Annotated in this window: 23 protein-coding genes and 1 pseudogene; 6 read left to right on the top strand and 18 right to left on the bottom strand. The window is 48.2% G+C overall.

What is annotated here, in order from left to right; genetic code table 11:
• Window positions 1-242 precede the first annotated feature (242 nt).
• Window positions 243-1,043: an aspartate dehydrogenase gene (locus tag ACFO8Q_RS12525; RefSeq protein WP_380026124.1), complete on the top strand. Its 801-nt coding sequence runs from the start codon at window positions 243-245 to the stop codon at window positions 1,041-1,043.
• A gap of 82 nt (window positions 1,044-1,125) precedes the next feature.
• On the opposite strand, the gene ACFO8Q_RS12520 is transcribed toward ACFO8Q_RS12525, so the two are convergent.
• The 10 genes from ACFO8Q_RS12520 to ACFO8Q_RS12475 form a co-directional block, all read right to left on the bottom strand.
• Entirely contained in the window at window positions 1,126-1,995 is an 870-nt protein-coding gene (locus ACFO8Q_RS12520) for a UbiA-like polyprenyltransferase (RefSeq protein ID WP_380026123.1), read from the bottom strand.
• A gap of 81 nt (window positions 1,996-2,076) precedes the next feature.
• Window positions 2,077-2,913 carry a DUF116 domain-containing protein gene (locus tag ACFO8Q_RS12515; RefSeq protein ID WP_380026122.1) on the bottom strand — a complete coding sequence of 279 codons (837 nt, stop codon included), beginning with the start codon at window positions 2,911-2,913 and terminating at the stop codon, window positions 2,077-2,079.
• Window positions 2,914-2,938: 25 nt separating this feature from the next.
• Window positions 2,939-3,130 carry a hypothetical protein gene (locus tag ACFO8Q_RS12510; RefSeq protein ID WP_380026176.1) on the bottom strand — a complete coding sequence of 64 codons (192 nt, stop codon included), beginning with the start codon at window positions 3,128-3,130 and terminating at the stop codon, window positions 2,939-2,941.
• A gap of 16 nt (window positions 3,131-3,146) precedes the next feature.
• Window positions 3,147-3,650 carry a PRC-barrel domain-containing protein gene (locus tag ACFO8Q_RS12505; protein WP_380026121.1) on the bottom strand — a complete coding sequence of 168 codons (504 nt, stop codon included), beginning with the start codon at window positions 3,648-3,650 and terminating at the stop codon, window positions 3,147-3,149.
• Window positions 3,651-3,738: 88 nt separating this feature from the next.
• Window positions 3,739-4,875, bottom strand: coding sequence for a cysteine desulfurase family protein (locus tag ACFO8Q_RS12500; RefSeq protein ID WP_380026120.1), 1,137 nt, complete (start codon window positions 4,873-4,875; stop codon window positions 3,739-3,741).
• 152 nt (window positions 4,876-5,027) lie between these two features.
• The gene (gene cymR, locus ACFO8Q_RS12495) at window positions 5,028-5,435 is read right to left on the bottom strand and encodes a cysteine metabolism transcriptional regulator CymR (protein WP_380026119.1); all 408 of its coding nucleotides are present in this window, start codon (window positions 5,433-5,435) and stop codon (window positions 5,028-5,030) included.
• Complete coding sequence (locus ACFO8Q_RS12490; RefSeq protein WP_380026118.1) at window positions 5,432-6,109, bottom strand: YczE/YyaS/YitT family protein; 678 nt, start codon at window positions 6,107-6,109, stop codon at window positions 5,432-5,434. Before ACFO8Q_RS12490 ends, cymR begins: the two co-directional genes overlap by 4 nt.
• Complete coding sequence (locus ACFO8Q_RS12485) at window positions 6,087-7,442, bottom strand: AAA family ATPase (protein WP_380026117.1); 1,356 nt, start codon at window positions 7,440-7,442, stop codon at window positions 6,087-6,089. The genes ACFO8Q_RS12490 and ACFO8Q_RS12485 overlap by 23 nt, the downstream gene beginning before the upstream one ends.
• A complete protein-coding gene (gene ltaE / locus ACFO8Q_RS12480) occupies window positions 7,443-8,486 on the bottom strand; it encodes a low-specificity L-threonine aldolase (RefSeq protein WP_380026116.1) in 1,044 nt (347 codons plus the stop codon).
• 131 nt (window positions 8,487-8,617) lie between these two features.
• The gene (locus ACFO8Q_RS12475; protein WP_380026115.1) at window positions 8,618-8,800 is read right to left on the bottom strand and encodes a class I SAM-dependent methyltransferase; all 183 of its coding nucleotides are present in this window, start codon (window positions 8,798-8,800) and stop codon (window positions 8,618-8,620) included.
• A gap of 466 nt (window positions 8,801-9,266) precedes the next feature.
• Here ACFO8Q_RS12475 and ACFO8Q_RS12470 point away from each other — a divergent pair, with 466 nt between their 5' ends.
• The 3 genes from ACFO8Q_RS12470 to ACFO8Q_RS12460 all read left to right on the top strand — a co-directional run bounded on the left by ACFO8Q_RS12470 (window position 9,267) and on the right by ACFO8Q_RS12460 (window position 10,518).
• The gene (locus ACFO8Q_RS12470) at window positions 9,267-9,413 is read left to right on the top strand and encodes a putative holin-like toxin (RefSeq protein ID WP_380026114.1); all 147 of its coding nucleotides are present in this window, start codon (window positions 9,267-9,269) and stop codon (window positions 9,411-9,413) included.
• 190 nt (window positions 9,414-9,603) lie between these two features.
• Window positions 9,604-9,741 carry a hypothetical protein gene (locus ACFO8Q_RS12465; protein WP_380026113.1) on the top strand — a complete coding sequence of 46 codons (138 nt, stop codon included), beginning with the start codon at window positions 9,604-9,606 and terminating at the stop codon, window positions 9,739-9,741.
• A gap of 153 nt (window positions 9,742-9,894) precedes the next feature.
• On the top strand, window positions 9,895-10,518 hold the full coding sequence (locus ACFO8Q_RS12460) for an undecaprenyl-diphosphatase (protein ID WP_380026112.1): 624 nt from the start codon (window positions 9,895-9,897) through the stop codon (window positions 10,516-10,518).
• A gap of 47 nt (window positions 10,519-10,565) precedes the next feature.
• Here ACFO8Q_RS12460 and ACFO8Q_RS12455 read toward each other — a convergent pair whose 3' ends face one another.
• From ACFO8Q_RS12455 to ACFO8Q_RS12440, 4 genes are all read right to left on the bottom strand, one after another.
• Window positions 10,566-11,024, bottom strand: a complete 459-nt coding sequence (locus ACFO8Q_RS12455) for an MFS transporter (protein WP_380026111.1) — start codon at window positions 11,022-11,024, stop codon at window positions 10,566-10,568.
• 121 nt (window positions 11,025-11,145) lie between these two features.
• Window positions 11,146-12,270 (bottom strand): tRNA 2-thiouridine(34) synthase MnmA, encoded by a 1,125-nt coding sequence (gene mnmA, locus ACFO8Q_RS12450; protein ID WP_380026109.1) that lies wholly within the window; start codon window positions 12,268-12,270, stop codon window positions 11,146-11,148.
• Between the two features lie 43 nt (window positions 12,271-12,313).
• On the bottom strand, window positions 12,314-12,466 hold the full coding sequence (locus tag ACFO8Q_RS12445) for a hypothetical protein (protein WP_380026108.1): 153 nt from the start codon (window positions 12,464-12,466) through the stop codon (window positions 12,314-12,316).
• A complete protein-coding gene (locus ACFO8Q_RS12440; RefSeq protein ID WP_380026107.1) occupies window positions 12,456-14,498 on the bottom strand; it encodes a molybdopterin-containing oxidoreductase family protein in 2,043 nt (680 codons plus the stop codon). The genes ACFO8Q_RS12445 and ACFO8Q_RS12440 overlap by 11 nt, the downstream gene beginning before the upstream one ends.
• Before the next feature lie 221 nt (window positions 14,499-14,719).
• On the opposite strand from ACFO8Q_RS12440, the pseudogene ACFO8Q_RS12435 reads away from it, so the two are divergent.
• Both ACFO8Q_RS12435 and ACFO8Q_RS12430 read left to right on the top strand, forming a co-directional pair.
• Window positions 14,720-16,601: pseudogene (locus ACFO8Q_RS12435) on the top strand (gamma-glutamyltransferase).
• A gap of 305 nt (window positions 16,602-16,906) precedes the next feature.
• The gene (locus ACFO8Q_RS12430) at window positions 16,907-18,181 is read left to right on the top strand and encodes a cation:dicarboxylate symporter family transporter (protein ID WP_380026106.1); all 1,275 of its coding nucleotides are present in this window, start codon (window positions 16,907-16,909) and stop codon (window positions 18,179-18,181) included.
• Window positions 18,182-18,268: 87 nt separating this feature from the next.
• Here the strand turns inward: ACFO8Q_RS12430 and ACFO8Q_RS12425 are convergent, their stop codons facing one another.
• The 4 genes from ACFO8Q_RS12425 to ACFO8Q_RS12410 form a co-directional block, all read right to left on the bottom strand.
• Window positions 18,269-18,598, bottom strand: a complete 330-nt coding sequence (locus ACFO8Q_RS12425) for an SCP2 sterol-binding domain-containing protein (protein WP_380026105.1) — start codon at window positions 18,596-18,598, stop codon at window positions 18,269-18,271.
• A 145-nt stretch (window positions 18,599-18,743) separates the two neighbouring features.
• Entirely contained in the window at window positions 18,744-18,926 is a 183-nt protein-coding gene (locus ACFO8Q_RS12420) for a hypothetical protein (RefSeq protein WP_380026104.1), read from the bottom strand.
• Window positions 18,927-19,026: 100 nt separating this feature from the next.
• Complete coding sequence (locus tag ACFO8Q_RS12415) at window positions 19,027-19,440, bottom strand: RHS repeat domain-containing protein (protein ID WP_380026103.1); 414 nt, start codon at window positions 19,438-19,440, stop codon at window positions 19,027-19,029.
• Between the two features lie 125 nt (window positions 19,441-19,565).
• Window positions 19,566-19,718: a hypothetical protein gene (locus ACFO8Q_RS12410; protein ID WP_380026102.1), complete on the bottom strand. Its 153-nt coding sequence runs from the start codon at window positions 19,716-19,718 to the stop codon at window positions 19,566-19,568.
• Window positions 19,719-19,848: the final 130 nt, after the last annotated feature.

The raw sequence follows: 19,848 nt of genomic DNA, 5'->3' as shown, positions 1-19,848 counted from the left end.
TCCAAACTGATTCACAACTTAACCTTTGTACCACTTCGACAGCAAAGATCGGTGTCCTTCTACTATTATACCCTTACCGGCACCCAAGCCAAGGAGTAACAATATAAGAGCCGATTTTTGAACTGATGGTCAATTTTTCAGGGAAAGATTTCGACGGAAACGATTGACCCTTTTCTTCCGGCTCTGATAGAATGGGTCTATATTTGGTATACAATATTCCAAAAACCAATAGGAGGTCTCTCATGCTTGCAGTCGGAATAATCGGATACGGCACTATTGGGCAAGATGTTGCGGAGTATATTAAAACCGGTCAAGCGGGTAATGTGAAATTGTGCGCAGTGTTGGTTCGAAATAAAGATAAAATCGTATCTGACCTCCCTGCCAATCTTATTGAAGACGATGCGGAACGTTTCTTCAGTAGCGGTTTGGATATCGTTATTGAAGCAGCCGGTCATGAAGCTGTAAAGAACTTTGCGGTACCTTGTTTGCAAAGCGGCAGTGATTTTCTTGCTGTTAGTGTGGGAGCCTTTGCGGATCAGGAGTTATACGAAAAGATTCTGAAAACAGCATCCAAAACAGGGAAACGTCTGATCATTCCTTCGGCCGCAGTAGGTGGACTGGATCGAATCGCAGCAGGAGCCTTGGGTCCTGTCAAACACGTCACGTTAACCACCAGAAAGCCTCCCCGGGCTTGGTACGGTACGATTGTGGAACAACAGGTAAATCTGGAACAGGTGAAAGATCCCGTCTGTGTTTTTGAAGGTCCGGCCAGAGAATCAGCTCGACTGTTTCCCGAAAGCGTGAATGTTTCAGCCGCTTTAAGCCTCGCAGGGATCGGCTTTGAGAAAACAACAGTCAGAGTTTTCGTGGATCCGACTATTACTCACAATACTCATGAGATTTCTGCCTCCGGCAAGTTCGGAGAGATTCAATTGCAAATCAGGAATACCCCTTCTGCCAATCCGAAAACCGGTTTTATCGTGGCGATGAGTATTGCCAAGGTGTTGAAGAACTTGTCCACACCTTTGATGATCGGTTTGTAACAAGCTTTCGTTCCACCATCTATTGGCGATTGGGGACACGGAAGTCGGATCCCGTGACTTGTGTATTGGGGCCGTTGACTTGTCACAACAGCCTTAACGCAATATCCGTGAAGGTGAACACAAACGCTACGGTCGCGACTATGCTGTTGACCTTGAAGAAGGCAATGTCAATCCGTGACATATCCTTTGGCGAGATGATCAAATGTTCATATGCCAGAAGTACAGCGACAGCAGCGACACCAACGTAATAGATCGTTCCCAGCGACACATATAAAGGGATGAGCAGGAACAGTCCGATCGTCAGGACGTCCAAAGCACGGGAGATCCACAAGCCTTCGGCAATGCCAAATCGACTCGGGATGGAATACAGCCCCTCCCGACGATCGAATTCAACGTCCTGGCAAGCGTAAATGATGTCAAACGCAGCAATCCAAGCGGCAACGGCTCCGGCCAAAAGCAAGCCCGGAATATCAAAACTGCCGGTTACCGCAATCCATGCACCGAGGGGTGCCAACCCATCCGTGATCCCGAGCACCAAATGGCACGCCCAGGTAAACCGCTTGGTATAGGAATAAACCACCAAGAAAAACACGGCAACCGGCATCAGATAGAAGCAGAGCGGATTCAACATCCATGCGGATACGCCAAGAAGGAGGAAAGAAACTGCGATAAATCCGACGGTTTCCAAACCTGAAATCGCGCCGCGCGGCAATTCCCGATCGGCTGTGCGAGGGTTCTTTGCATCAATCCGTTTGTCAATCAAACGGTTCAGCGCCATTGCAGCGCTTCGGGCCCCCACCATGGCCATCGTAATCCAAAAAAATTTGTCCCAGCCCGGCCACGTCCCATTTTTGTAGAAGCTGGCCATGATCATCCCGATGTACGCATAGGGCAAGGCGAAGATTGTATGTTCAAACTTGATCATTTCAAGAAATAAACGGATTTTGGACAAAGAAAAAACCTCCCGGATGTCACTTCAGTCACATTTCCATTAAGCGACAGGGAAGGAGGCTTGTCAAGCGTTGTCGGTGAATTATTGAACTGCCAGTGGTTCATCTCTTTGGAGAGGCGCTTCACCAAGAAATGAGCGGAACGCATTTTCCATTTCCACTAAATCGATATGAGTATTCCGGCACGGACCTTCGGGACGTTTGTTAGCAATTGCAATAACGGGGATGGCGGCCCCTACATCCTGCACCCCCGCCATCAAATCTCTCTCGCACGCGACAGCAATAACCCCTTTTGGCTTCTTCTCTGCGAGGAGCTGACGAGCTTGCTGCCCGCCACCGCAAACGTGTGCCATCACTCCGTAACGTCCGGCAATTTCATTGATGGAGTCACGCATGACTTTCGTTAAGCAGCGGGGAAGCAGAATCAACAGCTCTGTCGATTGAATTCGCCTTGTATTGGCTGCCGTAATTCGATTTCCAACTTGCAGCAGCGAGTTGGAAATCCGGTCTTTGGAAAGTCCAAATTTCGACCCAATCTTTACAATCACAGGCAAAAGGGGCGATAAAGCAACATGCTTTCCTTTGTAATAAGGGACAAAATTTTTCCCGGTAAGTATGGTTGCCGTCACTAACAGCAGGCCCGCATCCATTGCGATTATCACGCTGAGCCCGCCGATCAGTACCGTGTTTTTGACCCATGTCCCGATTTCGGCAAGTCGGGGTTCGGCCAAAAACCAGAGGAACCATGCGATTCCATGAATCATAAGCAATGCGGCAGAATAAAAACCGAGGAAGTACCAGGGAGAGGTAGCAAGATCTCCATTGTTCTCCTCGATCTCGCCGGCCCACCCTTCCCATGTGTCACCTAATTTGCGTGCAGGAACCTGTTCGGCAGTTGTGGCAGAATCATGATTTGGCATTAGCGGTACCTCCTATAACTCTGACTTATCCAGTTTGTTGAACTTGTGTTTCGATATCCGGAAGATCATCGAACAGACTTAACGATCCGTCTTCCTCAACCTGATACAGTTTGACCTCCTCACCGATAACATTGAATTCCACAAAACATTCCCAGCAATAAAATTGGTTGGTTCCAATTTTTCCAATGTCACGGCAATTACAATTGGGACAGCGCATCAAGGTGCATTCACTCCTATGTGTTCAGTGGAAGGTCAGTTAACTTGGTGTTGGCTTTTACAATCATCTGATTCCCGATCTGCAGTACATCCGTTGCGGGTATCCACTTGCGTCCGGTCACCAAGTCGGCAAGTAAGCCGTCCGACACTTCATACCCTACTATGTTGTCCCTTTGTGTACCGATGTAAACATCTGCCACTGTCCCCAGCATTGTTCCGTCTTCCGTGTACAGTTCCTTTCCTGTCAGAGCTTCATCACCTGTCACCAAACATTTTGTGTACTCCTTTGATTCCCATTCTTTCACAACATCCGCAGATTCGATTGTGATTGCATCTTCCCCAACGGATTTGAGATCTGTCAACGGAACGATTCCCTGGCCGGCCAAGAGACCGTCTTTTTTGATCAGGAGCGCTGAAGCATGATTGTCAGGATCAAACAGGACATCCACTACTTCTCCGATCCTGGTACCCTCAAGCACTTCGATCACAGGGAGCCCGATCCATAGCCCACTTCGTTTCATGACTTTGCCTCCTGCCCGATTCTAAATAAAAAATGCCCGATATCGGGCATCTTCATTCCTTACCTATTTGCGTTTCAACCTTTGCGTTTCAACCTTTGCGTTTCAACCGGTTGGCGATCTGAGCGGTTTTGTGTACCGCCTCTTCTATTTCTCCAAGGGTGTTTTGCTCCGAAAAGCTAAACCGGATAGCCGATTTGACACAATGGACGTCCAAATCCATGGCAGTCAGCACATGCGAGGGCTGCAAGGATCCGGACGTACAGGCAGACCCGCTGGCAGCCGCAATCCCCGCAAAATCGAGATTCATCAGCATAGAATCGGCGGAAACACCCGGGAAAGAAACCGACAGAATCGAAGGAACTGCATGCCGCGGTGAATTCACTGTCAGAAATTCCACTTTTTCCATCAGTACTCCCAGCATTCGATCACGCAATTCCTGAATGTGAAGATAATTCTCCTGCCGGTGGTGGATTGTTCGTTGTATGGCTGCCCCGAGCCCGACGATCCCAGGCACATTTTCTGTTCCGGCACGTTTTTTTCGCTCCTGCGAACCACCGTGGAGGATTGGGCTCCAGACCGCTTTTTTCTGGACGTAGAGGGCACCGATTCCTTTGGGGCCGTGCAGCTTGTGTCCGGACAACGATAACATGTGAAAGCCGCTTGCTTTTACATCAATCGGCAGAAGACTGACAGCTTGTACGGCATCCGTATGAAAAAGAACCCCGCGCTCAGAACAAGCTTGTGCGATTTCCTGAACAGGTTGTATCGCTCCCGTTTCATTGTTGACATACATCACGGAAACGACAGTGGTATCCGGACGAATGGCAGAAACAACCCCGTCCACTGTTACAATTCCCTCTCGGCCAGGGGATACGTAGGTCACTTCAAACCCGATTTTTTCAAGAAATTCGCACGTATGAAGGACAGCGTGATGCTCAATCGTCGTCGTAACGATATGGCGCCCCCTATCCCGGTTGGCCAGCGCAGCCCCAATAATGGCCGCATTATCGGACTCGGTCCCGCCGCTGGTAAAAATCACTTCAGCCGGATCGGCGCCGATGGCTTTGGCAACCTGCTCCCTTGCCCGCTCGACTGCCTTTCTGGCTTTGCGGCCCACAGCATGCATGCTCGACGGATTGCCGTACTCAGTTTCCAAAAATGGCGCCATTGCCTCTCGCACAGCCGGGTGCAGAGGAGTCGTGGCCGCATTATCGAGATAGATCACATTTCATCACCTTTGATTCTTCTTAAGTCCGTTGTTTTCGGGTCCCCATTAACATGGCACGACTTGGGCTTGAGCCCTTAGCGTGACCTTGCGCGCGGAGTCGCGGTTCCCGTTGTTTGCTTCTCCGCTTTTCGTCACTTTAATGGGCGTTGTTAGATGTAGAACATAAAGTTGTCGCCACCTGATTTCTTCCGTTCCGCAACATCCGCTAGTGTCACCGAATCCAATACTTGATTAATTGCATCCCGTATCTTCTCCCATAAATAGGTTAATTCATCCTCCGGGTCTTCCACGATTGTGATCGGCCCTTCCAAAACACGGATGATATCCCCGACCGTGATTTCCTGCGGCGTTTTCGCCAGAACATATCCTCCATACGCCCCCCGGATAGAACGGACAAGTCCCGCATTACGAAGCGGCGCGATCAATTGTTCCAGATAATGTTCCGAAAGCTCTTCCCGCTCCGCAATCGATTTGAGAGAAATCGGTCCCTCTCCCTGATACATCGCAAGATCCACCATCAAAGTAACGCCATACCGACCTTTCGTTGAAAGTTTCACGCAACTTCTCTCCTCTCTGTAAAACGGCCGAACAATTTTTTCGCCATTCGAAATCCGAACTCCGTGGAGTGACCTATCGTCAGTGAAAATACGATCGTCCCCCATGAGAACGGTCCGCCTAGCCAAAGCCCGAGGGTGACGGCTGTCACTTCCAGGAACGTGCGCACCCAGCGAATCGCCCATCCCGTTTTTTCGTGGAAGGCAAGCATCAGCCAATCGCGCGGCCCCGCCCCCAATTGTGATTGAATATAGACACCTGTGCCAAATCCCCAGATGAAAAGCCCTCCGACAAAGAGGCCGATTCTCGCTGCCCAATGCTCCCACTGAGGTACAAGTTGAAAGTGAATCAACAGATCAATAAACTCACCGACCAGTATCATATTAGCGATAGCGCCAAAAGAAGGCAACTTTTTCATGAGTATGCTTGCACTTGCCAAAATCACCAGTCCGACAAGCTGAGATACCCTGCCGAACGACAGCCCGGTATTTTGTGAAATCCCAAGATGCAGCACATCCCACGGGGAAACGCCGAAGCCGGCATTGACCACCGCCACAATCCCATAACACATAATCAAAAGCCCAAGAATAAACACGAAAAGCCTTTTGACTGCCAGCAAATTGGTGAAAACAATCCGCTGAACACGAGTAGGACTAGTATGAGTCTGGATTCCCATATTTATCCTCCGGGTTAAGCTTTCCAATCGTTTCAAGGTAATCCCGAATTTTTTTCTCATAGCCGTTTGACGCGGGACGATAAAATTGTCTTCCACGAAGTGATTCAGGCAAATAATTCTGTTCTACAAAATTACCCGGGTAATCGTGCGGATACAAATATCCCTTACCGTGACCGAGTTGAGCAGCACCTTTGTAATGAGCGTCCCTTAAATGAAGCGGAACCTCGACAGACCCGCCATTTCGTATTTCGCTTAACGCCTTGTTAATTCCCATATAGGAAGCATTGCTCTTGGGCGCGGAAGCCAAATAGGTCACAGCTTGCGCCAGAATAATTCGTCCTTCCGGCATCCCGATCAATTCCACAGCCTGAAAAGCGGCCACTGCCACCTGCAATGCCTGAGGATCCGCGTTCCCCACATCTTCCGAAGCGGAGATTACAAGCCGCCTCGCTATGAATCTCGGGTCTTCACCCGCATCAATCATACGCGCCAGCCAAAACAAGGCGGCATCCGGATCCGAACCGCGGATCGATTTAATAAATGCAGAAATGGTGTCGTAATGTTGATCTCCCGATTTATCGTAACGAACTGCCCGTCTCTGAATTGACTCGGCAGCCACATCAAGCGATATATGAATCGTTCCGTCTTCATCCGGTGGCGTCGACAGCACCGCCAATTCCACTGCATTTAACAAACGGCGGGCATCCCCGTCAGCATATCGCACCAGATGATCAAGTGCGTGCTCATCCATTTTTACCGAAAAATGGCCTAATCCTCTGTCCGAATCCGCCAATGCCTTGCGAACCACCCGCTTCAGATCGTCTTCGCTTAACAAGGAAAGCGGGAACACCTGCGAGCGGGACAAAAGCGCCGCATTCACCTCGAAGAACGGATTCTCGGTTGTTGCCCCGATTAAGATGATTAACCCGTCCTCGACGTGGGGTAAGAGAGCGTCCTGCTGCGATTTGTTAAACCGGTGAATCTCATCCACAAATAAAACGGTTCGCTGGTTGTACATCGCCAGCCTGTTCTTCGCTTCCTCCACCACTTGGCGAATGTCGGCAACTCCGGCGGTGACCGCATTTAAGGTATGAAAATAGGATTTCGTATGTCCGGCAATAATCTTTGCAATTGTAGTCTTACCGGTCCCCGGCGGCCCATACAGAATAATCGAGGACAGCTGATCCGCCTCAATGGCCCGCCTCAACAGCTTCCCAGGCCCCACGATCTCTTCCTGTCCGATCAATTCGTCCAGGGTTCGCGGGCGCATTCGGGCAGCCAGCGGGGCCATCCCTTTTTGTGATTCTTCCGCCTGCAAAGAAAAAAGGTCCATTTATACGACAACTCCCTGTATGACCCGGTTGATCCTGTGAATCGCTTCTTCAATGTCGGAGGTGCTGATGTCCTTATGGGTGACGAAACGAACCAGTGTGTCGCCGAAATCAACAGCCAGCACACCTTCTTGCGCAAGCAAATCCAGGATTTCCAATGCGGAACGGCCGGTTTCGGACACGTCTGCAATCACAATGTTCGTCTCAACAGAATCCGGATTCACCTGAACCCCTTTTATCTCCGCCAATCCAGCCGCAAGGTTCCTCGCATTCGCGTGGTCTTCCGCCAAGCGGTCCACCATCTCGGTCAACGCCACAATCGCCGGTGCCGCAATGACCCCGGCTTGGCGCATGCCTCCCCCCAGACGCTTCCGCCATTGTCTGGCCTGTTCAATAAATTCCCGTGAACCGGCCAGAACAGACCCGACTGGAGCCCCCAACCCCTTGGAGAAACAGATCTGGACGGTATCAGCATATTGAGTGATTTCACCGACGTCTACTCCTAGAGCAACTGCCGCATTGAATACCCTTGCCCCATCAAGATGAACCGGAACCTGTTTGCGCTGGGCGACCTCATAGACCGCTCTCATATTTTCGAGTGAAAGAACGGCCCCGCCTGCCCGGTTATGCGTATTTTCGAGACAGATCAATGCGGTTCGCGGGAAGTGAATGTTAACACCGCGAATCGCCTGTTCCACATCTTTGGGGTGCATTGCACCGCGAATCCCTGCAATTGTACGCGTTTGAACACCAGCCAGAGCAGATGCAGCAGCCGCTTCATAGTAAAAAATGTGGGAGTCTGCTTCAAGCAGAATTTCCTCCCCGGCTCTTGCATGAGTCAGAATCGCTACTTGATTTCCTTGCGTACCGCTTGTAACAAAAAGGGCAGCTTCCTTCCCAAGCTTTTCGGCCGCTGCCTCCTCCAAACGGTTTACGGTGGGATCTTCACCATATACATCATCGCCCAGTTCGGCGTTTGTCATCGCTTTGCGCATTGCCTCCGTCGGCAGCGTTACTGTGTCGCTTCGCAGATCGATCTTTTTCATCGTTTCCCCATCCCCGTTCGGTCCTGAATGTCTATTCCGACTAATTAACTCTGATTTTTTTATTGTAACAAAATCTGGGGGAAGTTGTAAGCTTTACTTTACCGCCATGACGTAATGCGAGCCAAACGCTCTCAGTCGCTTTTTTCCGCTTGTTTCATCCAGTGCAAGGCAGCATTGGAGAATACAGAGTCAAATTGTTCATCTATGCGAAATGTCTCGGCATTCTCAACTGCAAACTGAATGTCTTGGGAAACAAAACTGATTTTCTCATCGTAGAAACTGGCATTCCAAGTATTTTTCGAGCTCCCGTTCATTCTGCTCCTTTCCCTTCTAAAGCAATTCCACTTACCAAATCCTTACTTCTTTTGTAACAGGGATCGTAAAAAAACTGCCACGGACAAATCAACTAACAGGTTTTTCCAAGACCTCGACCTCTGATTTTTCAAAGGTGACTAACGGACTTTCGGGATGTTATTTTCCCCATTTGATTCGTAAATAAAGAAATAAAGGACTTTCAGGATCTTATCTGGGGGAAAACCCGGCGTATCCGATGGTTTTGTAAGAAGTAATACCCTCCCAAGTCGCTATTTGAATAAATCCCATTAAAAATTCTAAAATAACGCCGTGATAAGGCATTATTTCCATCCGTATCTATATAAGCGTGCAAACGCTAGCGTTCATGTATGTTAAATGTTCCGTTGTAGAAAAAAAGCGTCCGTTTTCTAGTGAGACGGCCACTTTTCTTCTCTGCTGGTATGGAAAAATATGCTATACTAGTCTATGTACAATAGAATCGGCTCCCAAGGGCAGTCGGCTCATCCCCTCCCGGAAGGGGGTGATCTAATGACGGAATACGAATCAATTTCCCTGATGATTGCATTTGGGCTGTTGATCGTCTCCTTACTGTCATTCCAAAAAAGGAAATAGACCGCCCTTTGGGTAGGTAGGAAGCGGTCTATCCTTTCCGCACGAGCCAGCCCTTTGGAGGGCGACTATTGTGCCGACCGTAGGTGTTCCAGCACCTGCGGTCTATTAGTACTATATGCAGCGTGGTCAAGCTTATGTTCCCAGTTTACCATATTCTGTTCAAAAGTTGAACCGCCAGAGGAGGATTCCCATGCTGTGGCCTCTAACACTGCTTTCACTCGTGATCTCGATATTGGCAGTTGCCGGCAAATCTTTGGCTGCCTTGGTTTCTCTGCTTCCCGTCTGCCTGTTTACCGTTTTTATAGGTTATCTGGTAATTTCGCAGTAGTGCTTGCACGTTGTTGTGCCAGTTCTTAACAATTATACCATAATACGTCCGATCGATGATCGATCTCACACCACGGCTAGGAAAACTAAAAGAAATTTAGTATCATAGACAGGTCTAAGTTAAAAAAACACGCTGGTTTGGAGATGAGCAATCGTGAATTACGAACTGTTTCAGTTGATAAATAGGTGGGCGGAGCATTACGCTTTGCTTGACCGGATTATGATTTTCATTGCCGATAACGCCCAACTTATTTTTGCGGTCATTTTAGTGTTGATGTGGTTTAGCAGTAAGCAACACGATTTACGTGAACGGAATCAACGTACTGCACTGTACGCAGCGATATGTTCTTTACTTGCATTATCTTGTAATTTAGTGATTAACAATGTTTATTGGCATCCACGTCCCTTTGTGGATCACACTGTGCATCAACTGATTCCGCATTCTGCGTCAGAGTCTTCTTTTGCAAGCGACCATGCCATTTTGGCTTTTTCAATAGCTATCGTAATGGCAATGCAAAATCATAAATGGAAGTACATCGTTTTAGGTTTCGCGATTTTAACAGCAGTATCTCGCGTATTCGTTGGCGTTCATTATCCCGCAGATGTAGCTGGCGGTGCGATTCTTGCCCTATTAACAAGCCTTCTGGTGATGAAATCTAAAAATATACTCGAGCCAATAATACAATTAGTCTTTCGCTTATATGCCAAAATTGCTTCGTGCCTTCCGTTTTTCCAACAATACACCGTTTACCGGTATGATCAGAAGAAAAACGTTTAACAATCAAAGAGTTCACGGATTTCACCATCCGTGAACTCTTTTTGTTTCTAAATGCGAAAGATCACCATCAAGATCGCAGCAAAAACGGCCAGCAAACCGCTCACGCCGAAAGCGGCTGCGGGTCCAAACGATTGCCAAAGAAAACCCGCCAACACTCTTGCGGGCAATGCCACCACACCTGTCAAGGCGTTGAACGTTCCCATTGCCGTGCCTCGTTGTCCTTCGGGAACCAAATCCGCTATGTATGCTTTTTGAATTCCTTCCGTCGCTGCATAATAAAGACCGTACCCCGCCACCATGAGAGGCTTTCTTCGGCCGAACCGGTCGGAAATCCAGCCGGAAAACAATTTGAGGACGCTTGCCGTGCTCTCCGCAATTCCTTCGATCACCCCGACAGTCCCGACCTGAACATGCAGCACTGACGTAAGAAACAAAGGAAGAACGGGAACGATCATGTGACTGGAGAGATCGGTCAATAAACTCACGAATCCAAGGACTAAAATCACAGAGTTCATCCCCAAAAACTGCTTCTTTTGAGAGTCGGATTATACTGCCATATTTTTCACCTTTTTTTACCTGAAAATAAAAGAGACTCGCCTTCCACCCTAGAGTCTCTCACATTACTCATCACTTTGACATTGCCGCTTCGTACGACGCAGGCAGTTCTCTATACACTTTGTCAATTATCCCGCCGCCAAGGCACAATTCCCCTTGATAGAACACGACTGCCTGGCCGGGTGTAACCGCTTTTTGCGGCTGATCAAAAATGACATCACATGTGGTATCCGGTTTCCGGTACACAGTTACCCCTTGATCCAGTTGACGGTAGCGGAATTTTGCCGTACATGTGAAAGGTTCCTCAGGCATTTTATTGCTGACCCAATTGACATCTGTCGCAAACAGCCCTTTGGAGTACAGACGGGGATGATCGGAACCCCGCTCCACGTAAAGAATGTTGTTTTCAATGTCTTTGTCGACTACAAACCAGGGATCACCCGCACCGCCCAACCCGATTCCATGCCGCTGCCCCAGCGTATAGTACATCAAGCCTTCATGACGTCCCATCACTTCCCCTGATAAGGTGCGCATTTCACCGGGCTTTGCGGGAAGATAGTTACTTAGGAATTCCCGGAAATTCCGTTCGCCAATAAAACAAATCCCGGTACTGTCTTTCTTTTTCGCGGTCGGCAGGTCTGCCTCCAACGCAATTTCCCGCACTTGTTGTTTCGTTAAGTGTCCGATCGGGAACATAGCCTTGGAAAGCTGATACTGATTTAAAGCATTCAGAAAATAGGTTTGATCCTTATTCGGATCCGCCCCCCGCAGCAAGCGGTATTCCCCATCGACAAAATCCACCCGGGCGTAGTGACCGGTCGCAATGTAATCCGCTCCAAGGTCTAACGCCTTTTCCAGGAACTCCCCGAATTTGATTTCGCGGTTACACATGACGTCAGGATTTGGAGTCCGCCCTTTTCGATACTCGTCAAGAAAATAGGCAAACACCTTGTCCATATATTCTTTTTCAAAATTTACCGTGTAATAGGGAATCCCGATATGGTCACAGACGCGTCTGACATCGTGAAAATCGTCTTCTGCCGTACAGTGCCCGAACTCATCCGTATCGTCCCAGTTCTTCATAAAGACTCCAACAACATCATACCCCTGCTGCTTCAAGAGCAGCGCGGTTACGGAAGAGTCGACTCCACCGGACATCCCGCAAATGACACGTGTATCTTCAGGTCTCTTGTTCATTGCAATCGCCATCCTTACTCCTGCAGTCAGTCAGCCATCTCATTCAGAAATAGCTTTCCACCATGTTATACCATAAATTCAAGGGGCGGGCATATAGCACCTCTTTATAAAACTCGGCCACTTTTGCCAATTGATCGGTAGGACGGGCGATTCGTACTTGTACCACAGGCATGGATTTTGACCATTCATACTTCACGGCAGCCCACCTCTTCCTCCTTGTTAATTTTCCTGACCCGAACACGATTGTCATGCAGCGTGCTGCCCCATCCCATATCGGTTAGCCGGTCACTTGGAAGCAGATTCAACGGATTGCCATCCGGCACATGCGCCGTCCACCAAACACCTTCCGCAGCCACTACTCCACGCGGTGCATCCTCAACCAACCGCGCCCATAAACGAATACTTCCACGGTCATTGTATACCTTTACCCATCCGTCTTCTGTGATGCCCCTTACTTTCGCATCCTCCGGATGAATCCGGACCGTCGGCCGACCTTCCTTCTCACGAAGCGACTGAACTCCGCCAAACGATGTGTTCAGAGTATAGTGGGCAGGCGGCGTCAATAAATGAAGGTCACCTTCGTCTTCCCCGTCTTCGATTTCACTGTATGTCGGTAATGGAGGATATCCGTCCCTTGCCATCTGTTCCGAATAAAATTCAAGTTTTCCCGATGAAGTTGGGAATCCTCCCTCGAAAAATTTCTCGATTTCAACAAGCTCTACCGGTTCTCCGGCAAGAAACGCTTCCTTTTGGGCATCTGTGATTGTGTCGGGCAGCAGTTCCAAAGCCAGCTCCTGTATCGGTTTGGTAAACACGTCATCAGCAAAGCCCATTTTTCGCGCAAGAGCGCAGTAAAAATCATGGTTGCTCCATGCTTCGCCAATCGGAAATATCACAGGTTCCGCTTTTTGGAAATACGTATGTCCGAAACTTTGATAAACGTCATAGGATTCAAATGACGTTGTCGCCGGCAATAAAATATCCGCGAACTTCGCCGTATCCGTCATGAACTGCTCATGCACAACCGTGAACAGATTTTCCCGTGCAAGCCCTTTTCGAACCGCCCCCTGATCCGGGCAGGACAGCGCCGGATTGCCCCCCGTGACAAACAGAAATGTAACAGGTGGCTCCTGCTCCTCCAGCAAACTGTGACCGAGCCGAACTTTATCGAGTACCCGGGCTGGTTTCGGCAGCAGATCCGGGCGAGTTACCGCCTCAGTACGCAGTGGAAACACACCTGTGGTGAACATCAAGGCCCCGCCGCCTTTTTTATGAAAAGCCCCGATCAATCCTGGCAGGCAAGCTATGGTTCTGACAATCATTCCGCCGCGCCGGTTACGGGATAATCCCATTCCCATCCGTATAAAAGGGGCTCTCGCCTGCCCGTACATGCGAGCCAATTTCCGCACATCATCAGCCGGTACGCCGGTAATCTCTTCCACATATTCAGGGGTGTAGCGAGGAAGCTCCTTTTTCAGTTCCTCAAATCCAAAAGTATATTTCTCAATATAGTCGTTATCCGTCATTCCTTCTTCCACCAACACATGCATCATCCCAAGCGCCAACGCGGCATCTGTCCCGGGACGAATCGGGATGAACCAATCTGCCTGTTTCGCCGTGCGGTGTCGATAGGGATCGATCACGATCATTTTTGCTCCGTTCTTTTTCGCCTGCTGGTAAAAAGCGAGCATGTGCATATTAGTGGACGCCATGTTCATGCCCCAGACGATCAGCAGATCCGTATGGGCGACGGACTCCGGCCGATTCCCGACATTCTCGCCGACTGTATATTTCCAACCGATGCCGGCGGCCGGACAGCATAACCCGCCACGCGCTCGGCTGGCTCCAATTTTATGGAGGAACGGAAAGTGAATATTGGACTGAATCAGTCCCATGGTTCCGCTTCCTTTAAAATGGTGTACAGACTCGCCGCCGTATGTGTCGATCGTATTTTGTAACTTCTCAACAATTGCATGCAGAGCTTCGTCCCATGTAATTCGCTGAAATACCCCTTCTCCTTTTGCTCCCACTCTTTTCATTGGATATAGAACCCGATCAGGTGAATAAATCCGCTCGTCATAGTGACGTACCTTGGTACAAAGAGCTCCCCGAGTAAAAGGATGATTCGCATCTCCTTTTGTCGAGACGACTTTCCCGTCCTCCACCTTCGCAATGATCGAACAGGTATCCGGACAATCGTGGGGACAAACCGTTTTCAACTCTTGCATCACAGTTCCCTCCCTCCATTCAAAACGCCTTCATTCCTCTAGTGTATCAGAAGAGTAAATTACTGGAACAGACCCAAAATTCTCCCTGGCAAGAGAGAAAATAAAAAAAATTCACTCTTTAAATTTTATTTCCTGTAGGTTTCAGTAGTTTTCTGTAGATTCGGATTTAGAATTTCTTCAGGAAATCTTTACATATTTGAATAACTTTCAGGAGGGATTGTATGAAATTAAAATCTTTGCTTCTATTGGCAGCCCTTACGCTGTCCAGCATTACACCTGCTTTTGCCCAGGTGCCCGGTGTAGATGACAAAATGCCGGCAGCAACAAAGGGAATCGTTGCAGTTTCCCATCCCTTAGCGGCACAAGCTGGAAAAATGATCCTGGAGAAAGGTGGGAATGCGGTAGACGCGGCAGCGGCAATTCAATTGTCGTTAAATGTTGTGGAACCGATGATGTCTGGTATTGGCGGTGGCGGTTTTATCTACCTGAAAGATCAAAACAAAATCACCATTCTCGACAGCCGCGAAACGGCTCCCAAAAACGTCGATCCGAAGCTGTTTCTCGATCAGAATGGAAAGCCTGTTCCTTTTGATGAGCGTCATACCAACGGAAAAGCGGTAGGTGTTCCCGGTACCCTTAAGGGAGTTGAGACCGCTTTAACCAAATACGGTTCCATGAAGCTGGCGGAAGTGATCGATCCGGCAATTGAGCAAGCTGAAAAAGGGGTACCTGTCAATTGGATTACCGCCCAGTACATCAAAGAAGAGGTTCAGAAGCTGCAAAAGTATGGTACAGCCGCCCAAGTATTTGCGCCAAACGGAACTCCGAAGATTTGAAAAATTACACCGTGAAAGAAAGAGAGCCGGTAAGAGCCGACTATCGGGGATACGAAGTCGTTTCGATGGCTCCTCCGAGTTCAGGCGGGTTAACCGTGCTTCAAATCCTGAAATTAATGGAAGGTTACAATGTAGAGAAAATGGGTCTGAACTCGGTCGATACCCTGCATCGTTTACTTGAATCCATGCATTTGGCTTATGCGGATCGTGCAAAATATATGGCCGATGAAGATTTTTATTCTGTACCGAAACTGGGGCTCGTGGATGAAAAATACACCAAGGAAAGAAGAAAACTGATCAACCCGGACCTTGCAAACGCTGCAGTAACAGCCGGGGATCCATGGAAATACGACACAAAAAAGCCGTCTGTAACAATCAAAGCAGATAACGAACAGAAACCAATCGGTCAAACCACTCATTTCTCAGTCATGGACAAATGGGGCAATATGGTTTCCTATACCACGACGATTGAACAGGTGTTCGGATCCGGTATTATGGTTCCGGGATATGGATTGATGTTGAACAATGAGATGACCGATTTTGACGCAACACCCGGTGGAGTCAATCAAGTTGAACCCGGCAAGCGTCCCCGCAGCAGTATGTCACCCACATTGATTTTAAAGGATGGAAAGCCGTTTATGTCGCTTGGATCTCCGGGTGGTCCGACCATTATCGCCTCTGTTGCGCAGACCATAATGAATGTCATTGACCATAAGATGCCGATTCAGGATGCCATCCTTGCACCTCGCATTTACTCGAGCAGCTATCCCACGGTGCGATGGGAAGCCGGAATTGAACAGGAAACGTGCAGGCTGTAATCTATGATTTTGAGAATAACAAGATGTATGGCGGTGCCGATAACACCCGGCAAGGAACAGTTCTTGGAGTAGACAATGTAAAATTTACAGTCGATCAACCGCAAGAGGTTCCACAACCGGACAAAGGGCCGTTTACCCTGAAAATCAACGGTGTTGTGTTCCCTTACTATGCTGGTCAGATGCTGCTCAAGGACGGAAAGAGCTATATTCTCTCCGATAAGCTGCTGGTAGGTCTCGGAATGAAAAATACGGGAACCTATAAAAAAGACATAGTTGAAATTGATGGAAAGTCCTACCTCCCGGTTCGAAAGATCGCCGAGTCATTAGGTTATCAAGTTTCCTGGGATGCAGCCAGTGTGACAGTTCTTCTTGCAAAGGAGCTGCCTCAATCCTCAAACACCGATGTACAGGATTACTACAAGGATGATAAATTTCGGATCACGAAATAATTGAACCGTCTGAAGGAAAAGACTGCCGGATTTAACGGCAGTCTTTTTGTGGTATACCCGCCTATGCGTTGCTGAATTGAATTGCCTCAAAAAAAATTGGACCAATAAATTTTCATTTTGTCGATTCAAGTCGTTTTTTGTAGGTTACCGTTTACAATGCTTTTACAATGCATGTTATATGCAGTTCACAATTCCGATCCGGGGTTGGTAGGGGAACCGTTGTTTCAGTATTCGACAGTCACCCGGCGGCCAAACAACCGATTGGAATGTTCAATCAACATAAATAGAATCGAGAGGTGAAAGTAATGAAAAAATTTGGTTTGGCAGCACAAATCCTCGTTGGGCTCGTGCTCGGTATTATCGTCGGTGCTGTCTTCTACGGCAGCCCGGAGGTTGCAACGTATTTAAAGCCGATCGGCGACATTTTTATCCGCCTGATTAAGATGATTGTTGTCCCGATTGTCATCTCCACTCTGATTATCGGAATCGCAGGCGTTGGGGATACCAAAAAACTGGGTAAACTTGGCGGAAAGACGATTCTGTACTTCGAGATTGTGACTACGATTGCAATTGTCGTCGGATTGTTGGCTGCCAATCTGTTCAAACCGGGTTCCGGTATCAATCTGGCTGAACTGGCCAAAACAGACATTAAGAAATACGTAGATACTGCCGACAAGGCAAGCCACAGCATGGCGGACACATTTGTGAATATAGTTCCCCAAAACATCGTACAGTCCCTTGCAAACGGGGATATGCTGGCAATCATCTTCTTCTCTGTGATGTTTGGTTTGGGTGTGGCCGCAATCGGCGAAAAAGGGAAGCCTGTCATTCATTTCTTTGAAGGTGTCGCCGACACAATGTTCTGGGTAACCAATCAAATCATGAAGTTTGCTCCATTCGGCGTATTTGCCCTGATCGGAGTCACCGTATCCAAATTTGGCGTTGCATCTTTGATTCCGCTTGGAAAACTCGTTCTGACTGTCTATGGTTCCATGTTATTCTTTGTGGCAGTTGTATTGGGCGTAATCGCAAAGATGGCGGGTACAAGCATTGTCACCCTCATCAAGATTTTGAAAGACGAACTTCTTCTGGCGTACTCTACAGCCAGCTCTGAAACGGTACTGCCAAAGCTTATCGAAAAAATGGAGAAGTTCGGCTGCCCGAAAGCAATTACGTCATTCGTGATCCCTACCGGGTATTCGTTTAATCTCGATGGTTCTACCTTGTACCAGGCACTCGCTGCGATCTTTATCGCGCAGATGTATGGAATTGATTTGTCACTGAGTCAACAAATCACTCTGATGCTGGTGCTCATGGTTACTTCAAAAGGTATTGCGGGTGTACCGGGCGTATCCTTTGTAGTATTGTTGGCAACCCTTGGTTCTGTCGGCATCCCGGTAGAAGGTTTGGCGTTCATTGCAGGGATCGACCGGATCTTGGATATGGCACGTACTGCAGTTAACGTAATGGGGAACTCATTGGCAGCTGTCGTAATGTCAAAATGGGAAGGTCAATATGACACCAAGCAGGCTCAGCAGTATCTGAAAAGCATTCAAGCTGGCAGCAGCGCTGCGAGATAAAGCACTTACAAGCATAAAGAAAACGACCTTGCGGGAAATTCTCCAAGGTCGTTTTCTTTATAGCGAAGCTATTCTGCTGTCTTCATGTTATTGATATTTCTGAAGGATCGATTGGAGTTTCATTGCCAATCCGACATCCCCGTTAATTTTTAACTTGCCGGTCATGAAGGCCATTGTCGGGTTGAGTTTGCCCTTCATCAGTTTTAAAAAGCTCTCATCGGACATCTGAAGGCTGCATTTCGCATCAAACGAAGTCCCTTGTACATACTCGGCTTTCCCATCCTCGATTTTCAATTGGTAGGTGCCGCCCTGATCCCCGCTCAAATCGAATTGATACACCGTATTGACACCTGCAATTCCATTTGGCACAGTATTCATTTTCTCTGTTAAGGTGGAGAACACTTCCTGAACTGACATAAAACAACCTCCTCACTTTTGACTAATCAGCCAGTTTTCTTCATTATACACGGAATTCAGCAATTTGGGCGCTTCTTTACGCAAAAAAATAGGAACTTCACACGTTTTTCGTCAGAGTCCTCACCCCAATTTGCATCCGCTGCCTTTATTTTGGAATGACGTTTTGCTCATTCAGCTTCTGAATGGCGGATCGGTAATCATCAGCTTTGACGATGCAATTTCTCCATTTCCAGAGTGATTTGTTATGTACATGCTGATAAAGCACCCCTCGGTGTTCTCCCACTCTTACATAACCGATTAGCCGTATCCAATGCTTAGTTCCAGACATGTTCCCCTACCCGCTTCAATTGATAAGAATTTCCTGACTACAGAGTTCGATATGATTTTACAATATCCTTCACACCTCGAAAGAACAAGGATCAACTAATTTATAGGATATTCTCCGTATAGGTATATCCGTTTTGGGTCAAAGGCAGTTGGGCAATTCCCTGGACCGGATCCTTCGAGATAAACCGTCCTATCTCCGGCATGTAGTAACGGGCACGGGCATAGTTCAAACCGGTTGTATAGTCGTACTCCAATCCCGTATAACCGAATGTGTTGTTCGGACCCGGCCAGTTCTTGTCAAACTTCTTGCTCGGATGCGGGATACCAAACTCATCGTAATGATATTTGGTGATCATCTTCCCGGTTGGGTCGGTTAAACCGATGACGGAGCCTAAACGGTCTTGGAGATAGTAGAATTCGGACGGATCAAGGGATATTAGTTGTTTACTGCGGTTCAAATCTCCGCTTGTAAGAGTCCGTTTCCGTTCAACTTTTCTTTTCCTTTGCTCGCTCAAGATCCCTGTTCTTAGGCTCTTAAATTCAAAGATCTTCGAAAAGTGGAAAGAAACTCGTAAAAACCTTGAAAAGACAGCGTTAAAGCAAGGCTGCCGTAAACAGCCCGTGTCACATGATCGGGTAATCAGTTTGCAGCAACTTCCGTCAGTCCGGGAATGATGAAGAGTTCCCTGGTTTTGAGACCGAGCGTAATGACGCTCTTTCCCAGCTTGGTCAGGTAGTACTTCCTTGTACCGGGGACTTTCTTCACAATCCCGTGAACACGAAGGCGCTTCAAGATACGGGAAACCGAAGCCGGACTAAGTTCAGGCAGCAGCTTGCGAATCGACTTGTTCTAAAGTCCGTTGATGTTGAACTCGCCGTGCGAGAGAACCTGAAACAACTCCCGATCTTCCCGGCTGAAGAAG

This window comes from Effusibacillus consociatus (assembly GCF_042652925.1).
GTDB classification, from domain to species: Bacteria; Bacillota; Bacilli; order Tumebacillales; family Effusibacillaceae; genus Effusibacillus; species Effusibacillus consociatus.
Note: the sequence above shows the minus strand (reverse complement) of the source record. Positions and strands in the feature narration are given on the sequence as shown.

Excerpts from the sequence above, each read along its gene's own strand:
- ACFO8Q_RS12525 (WP_380026124.1), top strand. The coding sequence starts at position 243 with ATGCTTGCAGTCGGAATAATCGGATACGGCACTATTGGGCAAGATGTT.
- ACFO8Q_RS12515 (WP_380026122.1), bottom strand. The coding sequence starts at position 2,913 with ATGCCAAATCATGATTCTGCCACAACTGCCGAACAGGTTCCTGCACGC.
- ACFO8Q_RS12510 (WP_380026176.1), bottom strand. The coding sequence starts at position 3,130 with ATGCGCTGTCCCAATTGTAATTGCCGTGACATTGGAAAAATTGGAACC.
- ACFO8Q_RS12505 (WP_380026121.1), bottom strand. The coding sequence starts at position 3,650 with ATGAAACGAAGTGGGCTATGGATCGGGCTCCCTGTGATCGAAGTGCTT.
- ACFO8Q_RS12490 (WP_380026118.1), bottom strand. The coding sequence starts at position 6,109 with ATGGGAATCCAGACTCATACTAGTCCTACTCGTGTTCAGCGGATTGTT.
- ACFO8Q_RS12485 (WP_380026117.1), bottom strand. The coding sequence starts at position 7,442 with ATGGACCTTTTTTCTTTGCAGGCGGAAGAATCACAAAAAGGGATGGCC.
- ltaE (WP_380026116.1), bottom strand. The coding sequence starts at position 8,486 with ATGAAAAAGATCGATCTGCGAAGCGACACAGTAACGCTGCCGACGGAG.
- ACFO8Q_RS12475 (WP_380026115.1), bottom strand. The coding sequence starts at position 8,800 with ATGAACGGGAGCTCGAAAAATACTTGGAATGCCAGTTTCTACGATGAG.
- ACFO8Q_RS12470 (WP_380026114.1), top strand. The coding sequence starts at position 9,267 with ATGTACAATAGAATCGGCTCCCAAGGGCAGTCGGCTCATCCCCTCCCG.
- ACFO8Q_RS12465 (WP_380026113.1), top strand. The coding sequence starts at position 9,604 with ATGCTGTGGCCTCTAACACTGCTTTCACTCGTGATCTCGATATTGGCA.
- mnmA (WP_380026109.1), bottom strand. The coding sequence starts at position 12,270 with ATGAACAAGAGACCTGAAGATACACGTGTCATTTGCGGGATGTCCGGT.
- ACFO8Q_RS12440 (WP_380026107.1), bottom strand. The coding sequence starts at position 14,498 with ATGCAAGAGTTGAAAACGGTTTGTCCCCACGATTGTCCGGATACCTGT.
- ACFO8Q_RS12430 (WP_380026106.1), top strand. The coding sequence starts at position 16,907 with ATGAAAAAATTTGGTTTGGCAGCACAAATCCTCGTTGGGCTCGTGCTC.
- ACFO8Q_RS12425 (WP_380026105.1), bottom strand. The coding sequence starts at position 18,598 with ATGTCAGTTCAGGAAGTGTTCTCCACCTTAACAGAGAAAATGAATACT.
- ACFO8Q_RS12420 (WP_380026104.1), bottom strand. The coding sequence starts at position 18,926 with ATGTCTGGAACTAAGCATTGGATACGGCTAATCGGTTATGTAAGAGTG.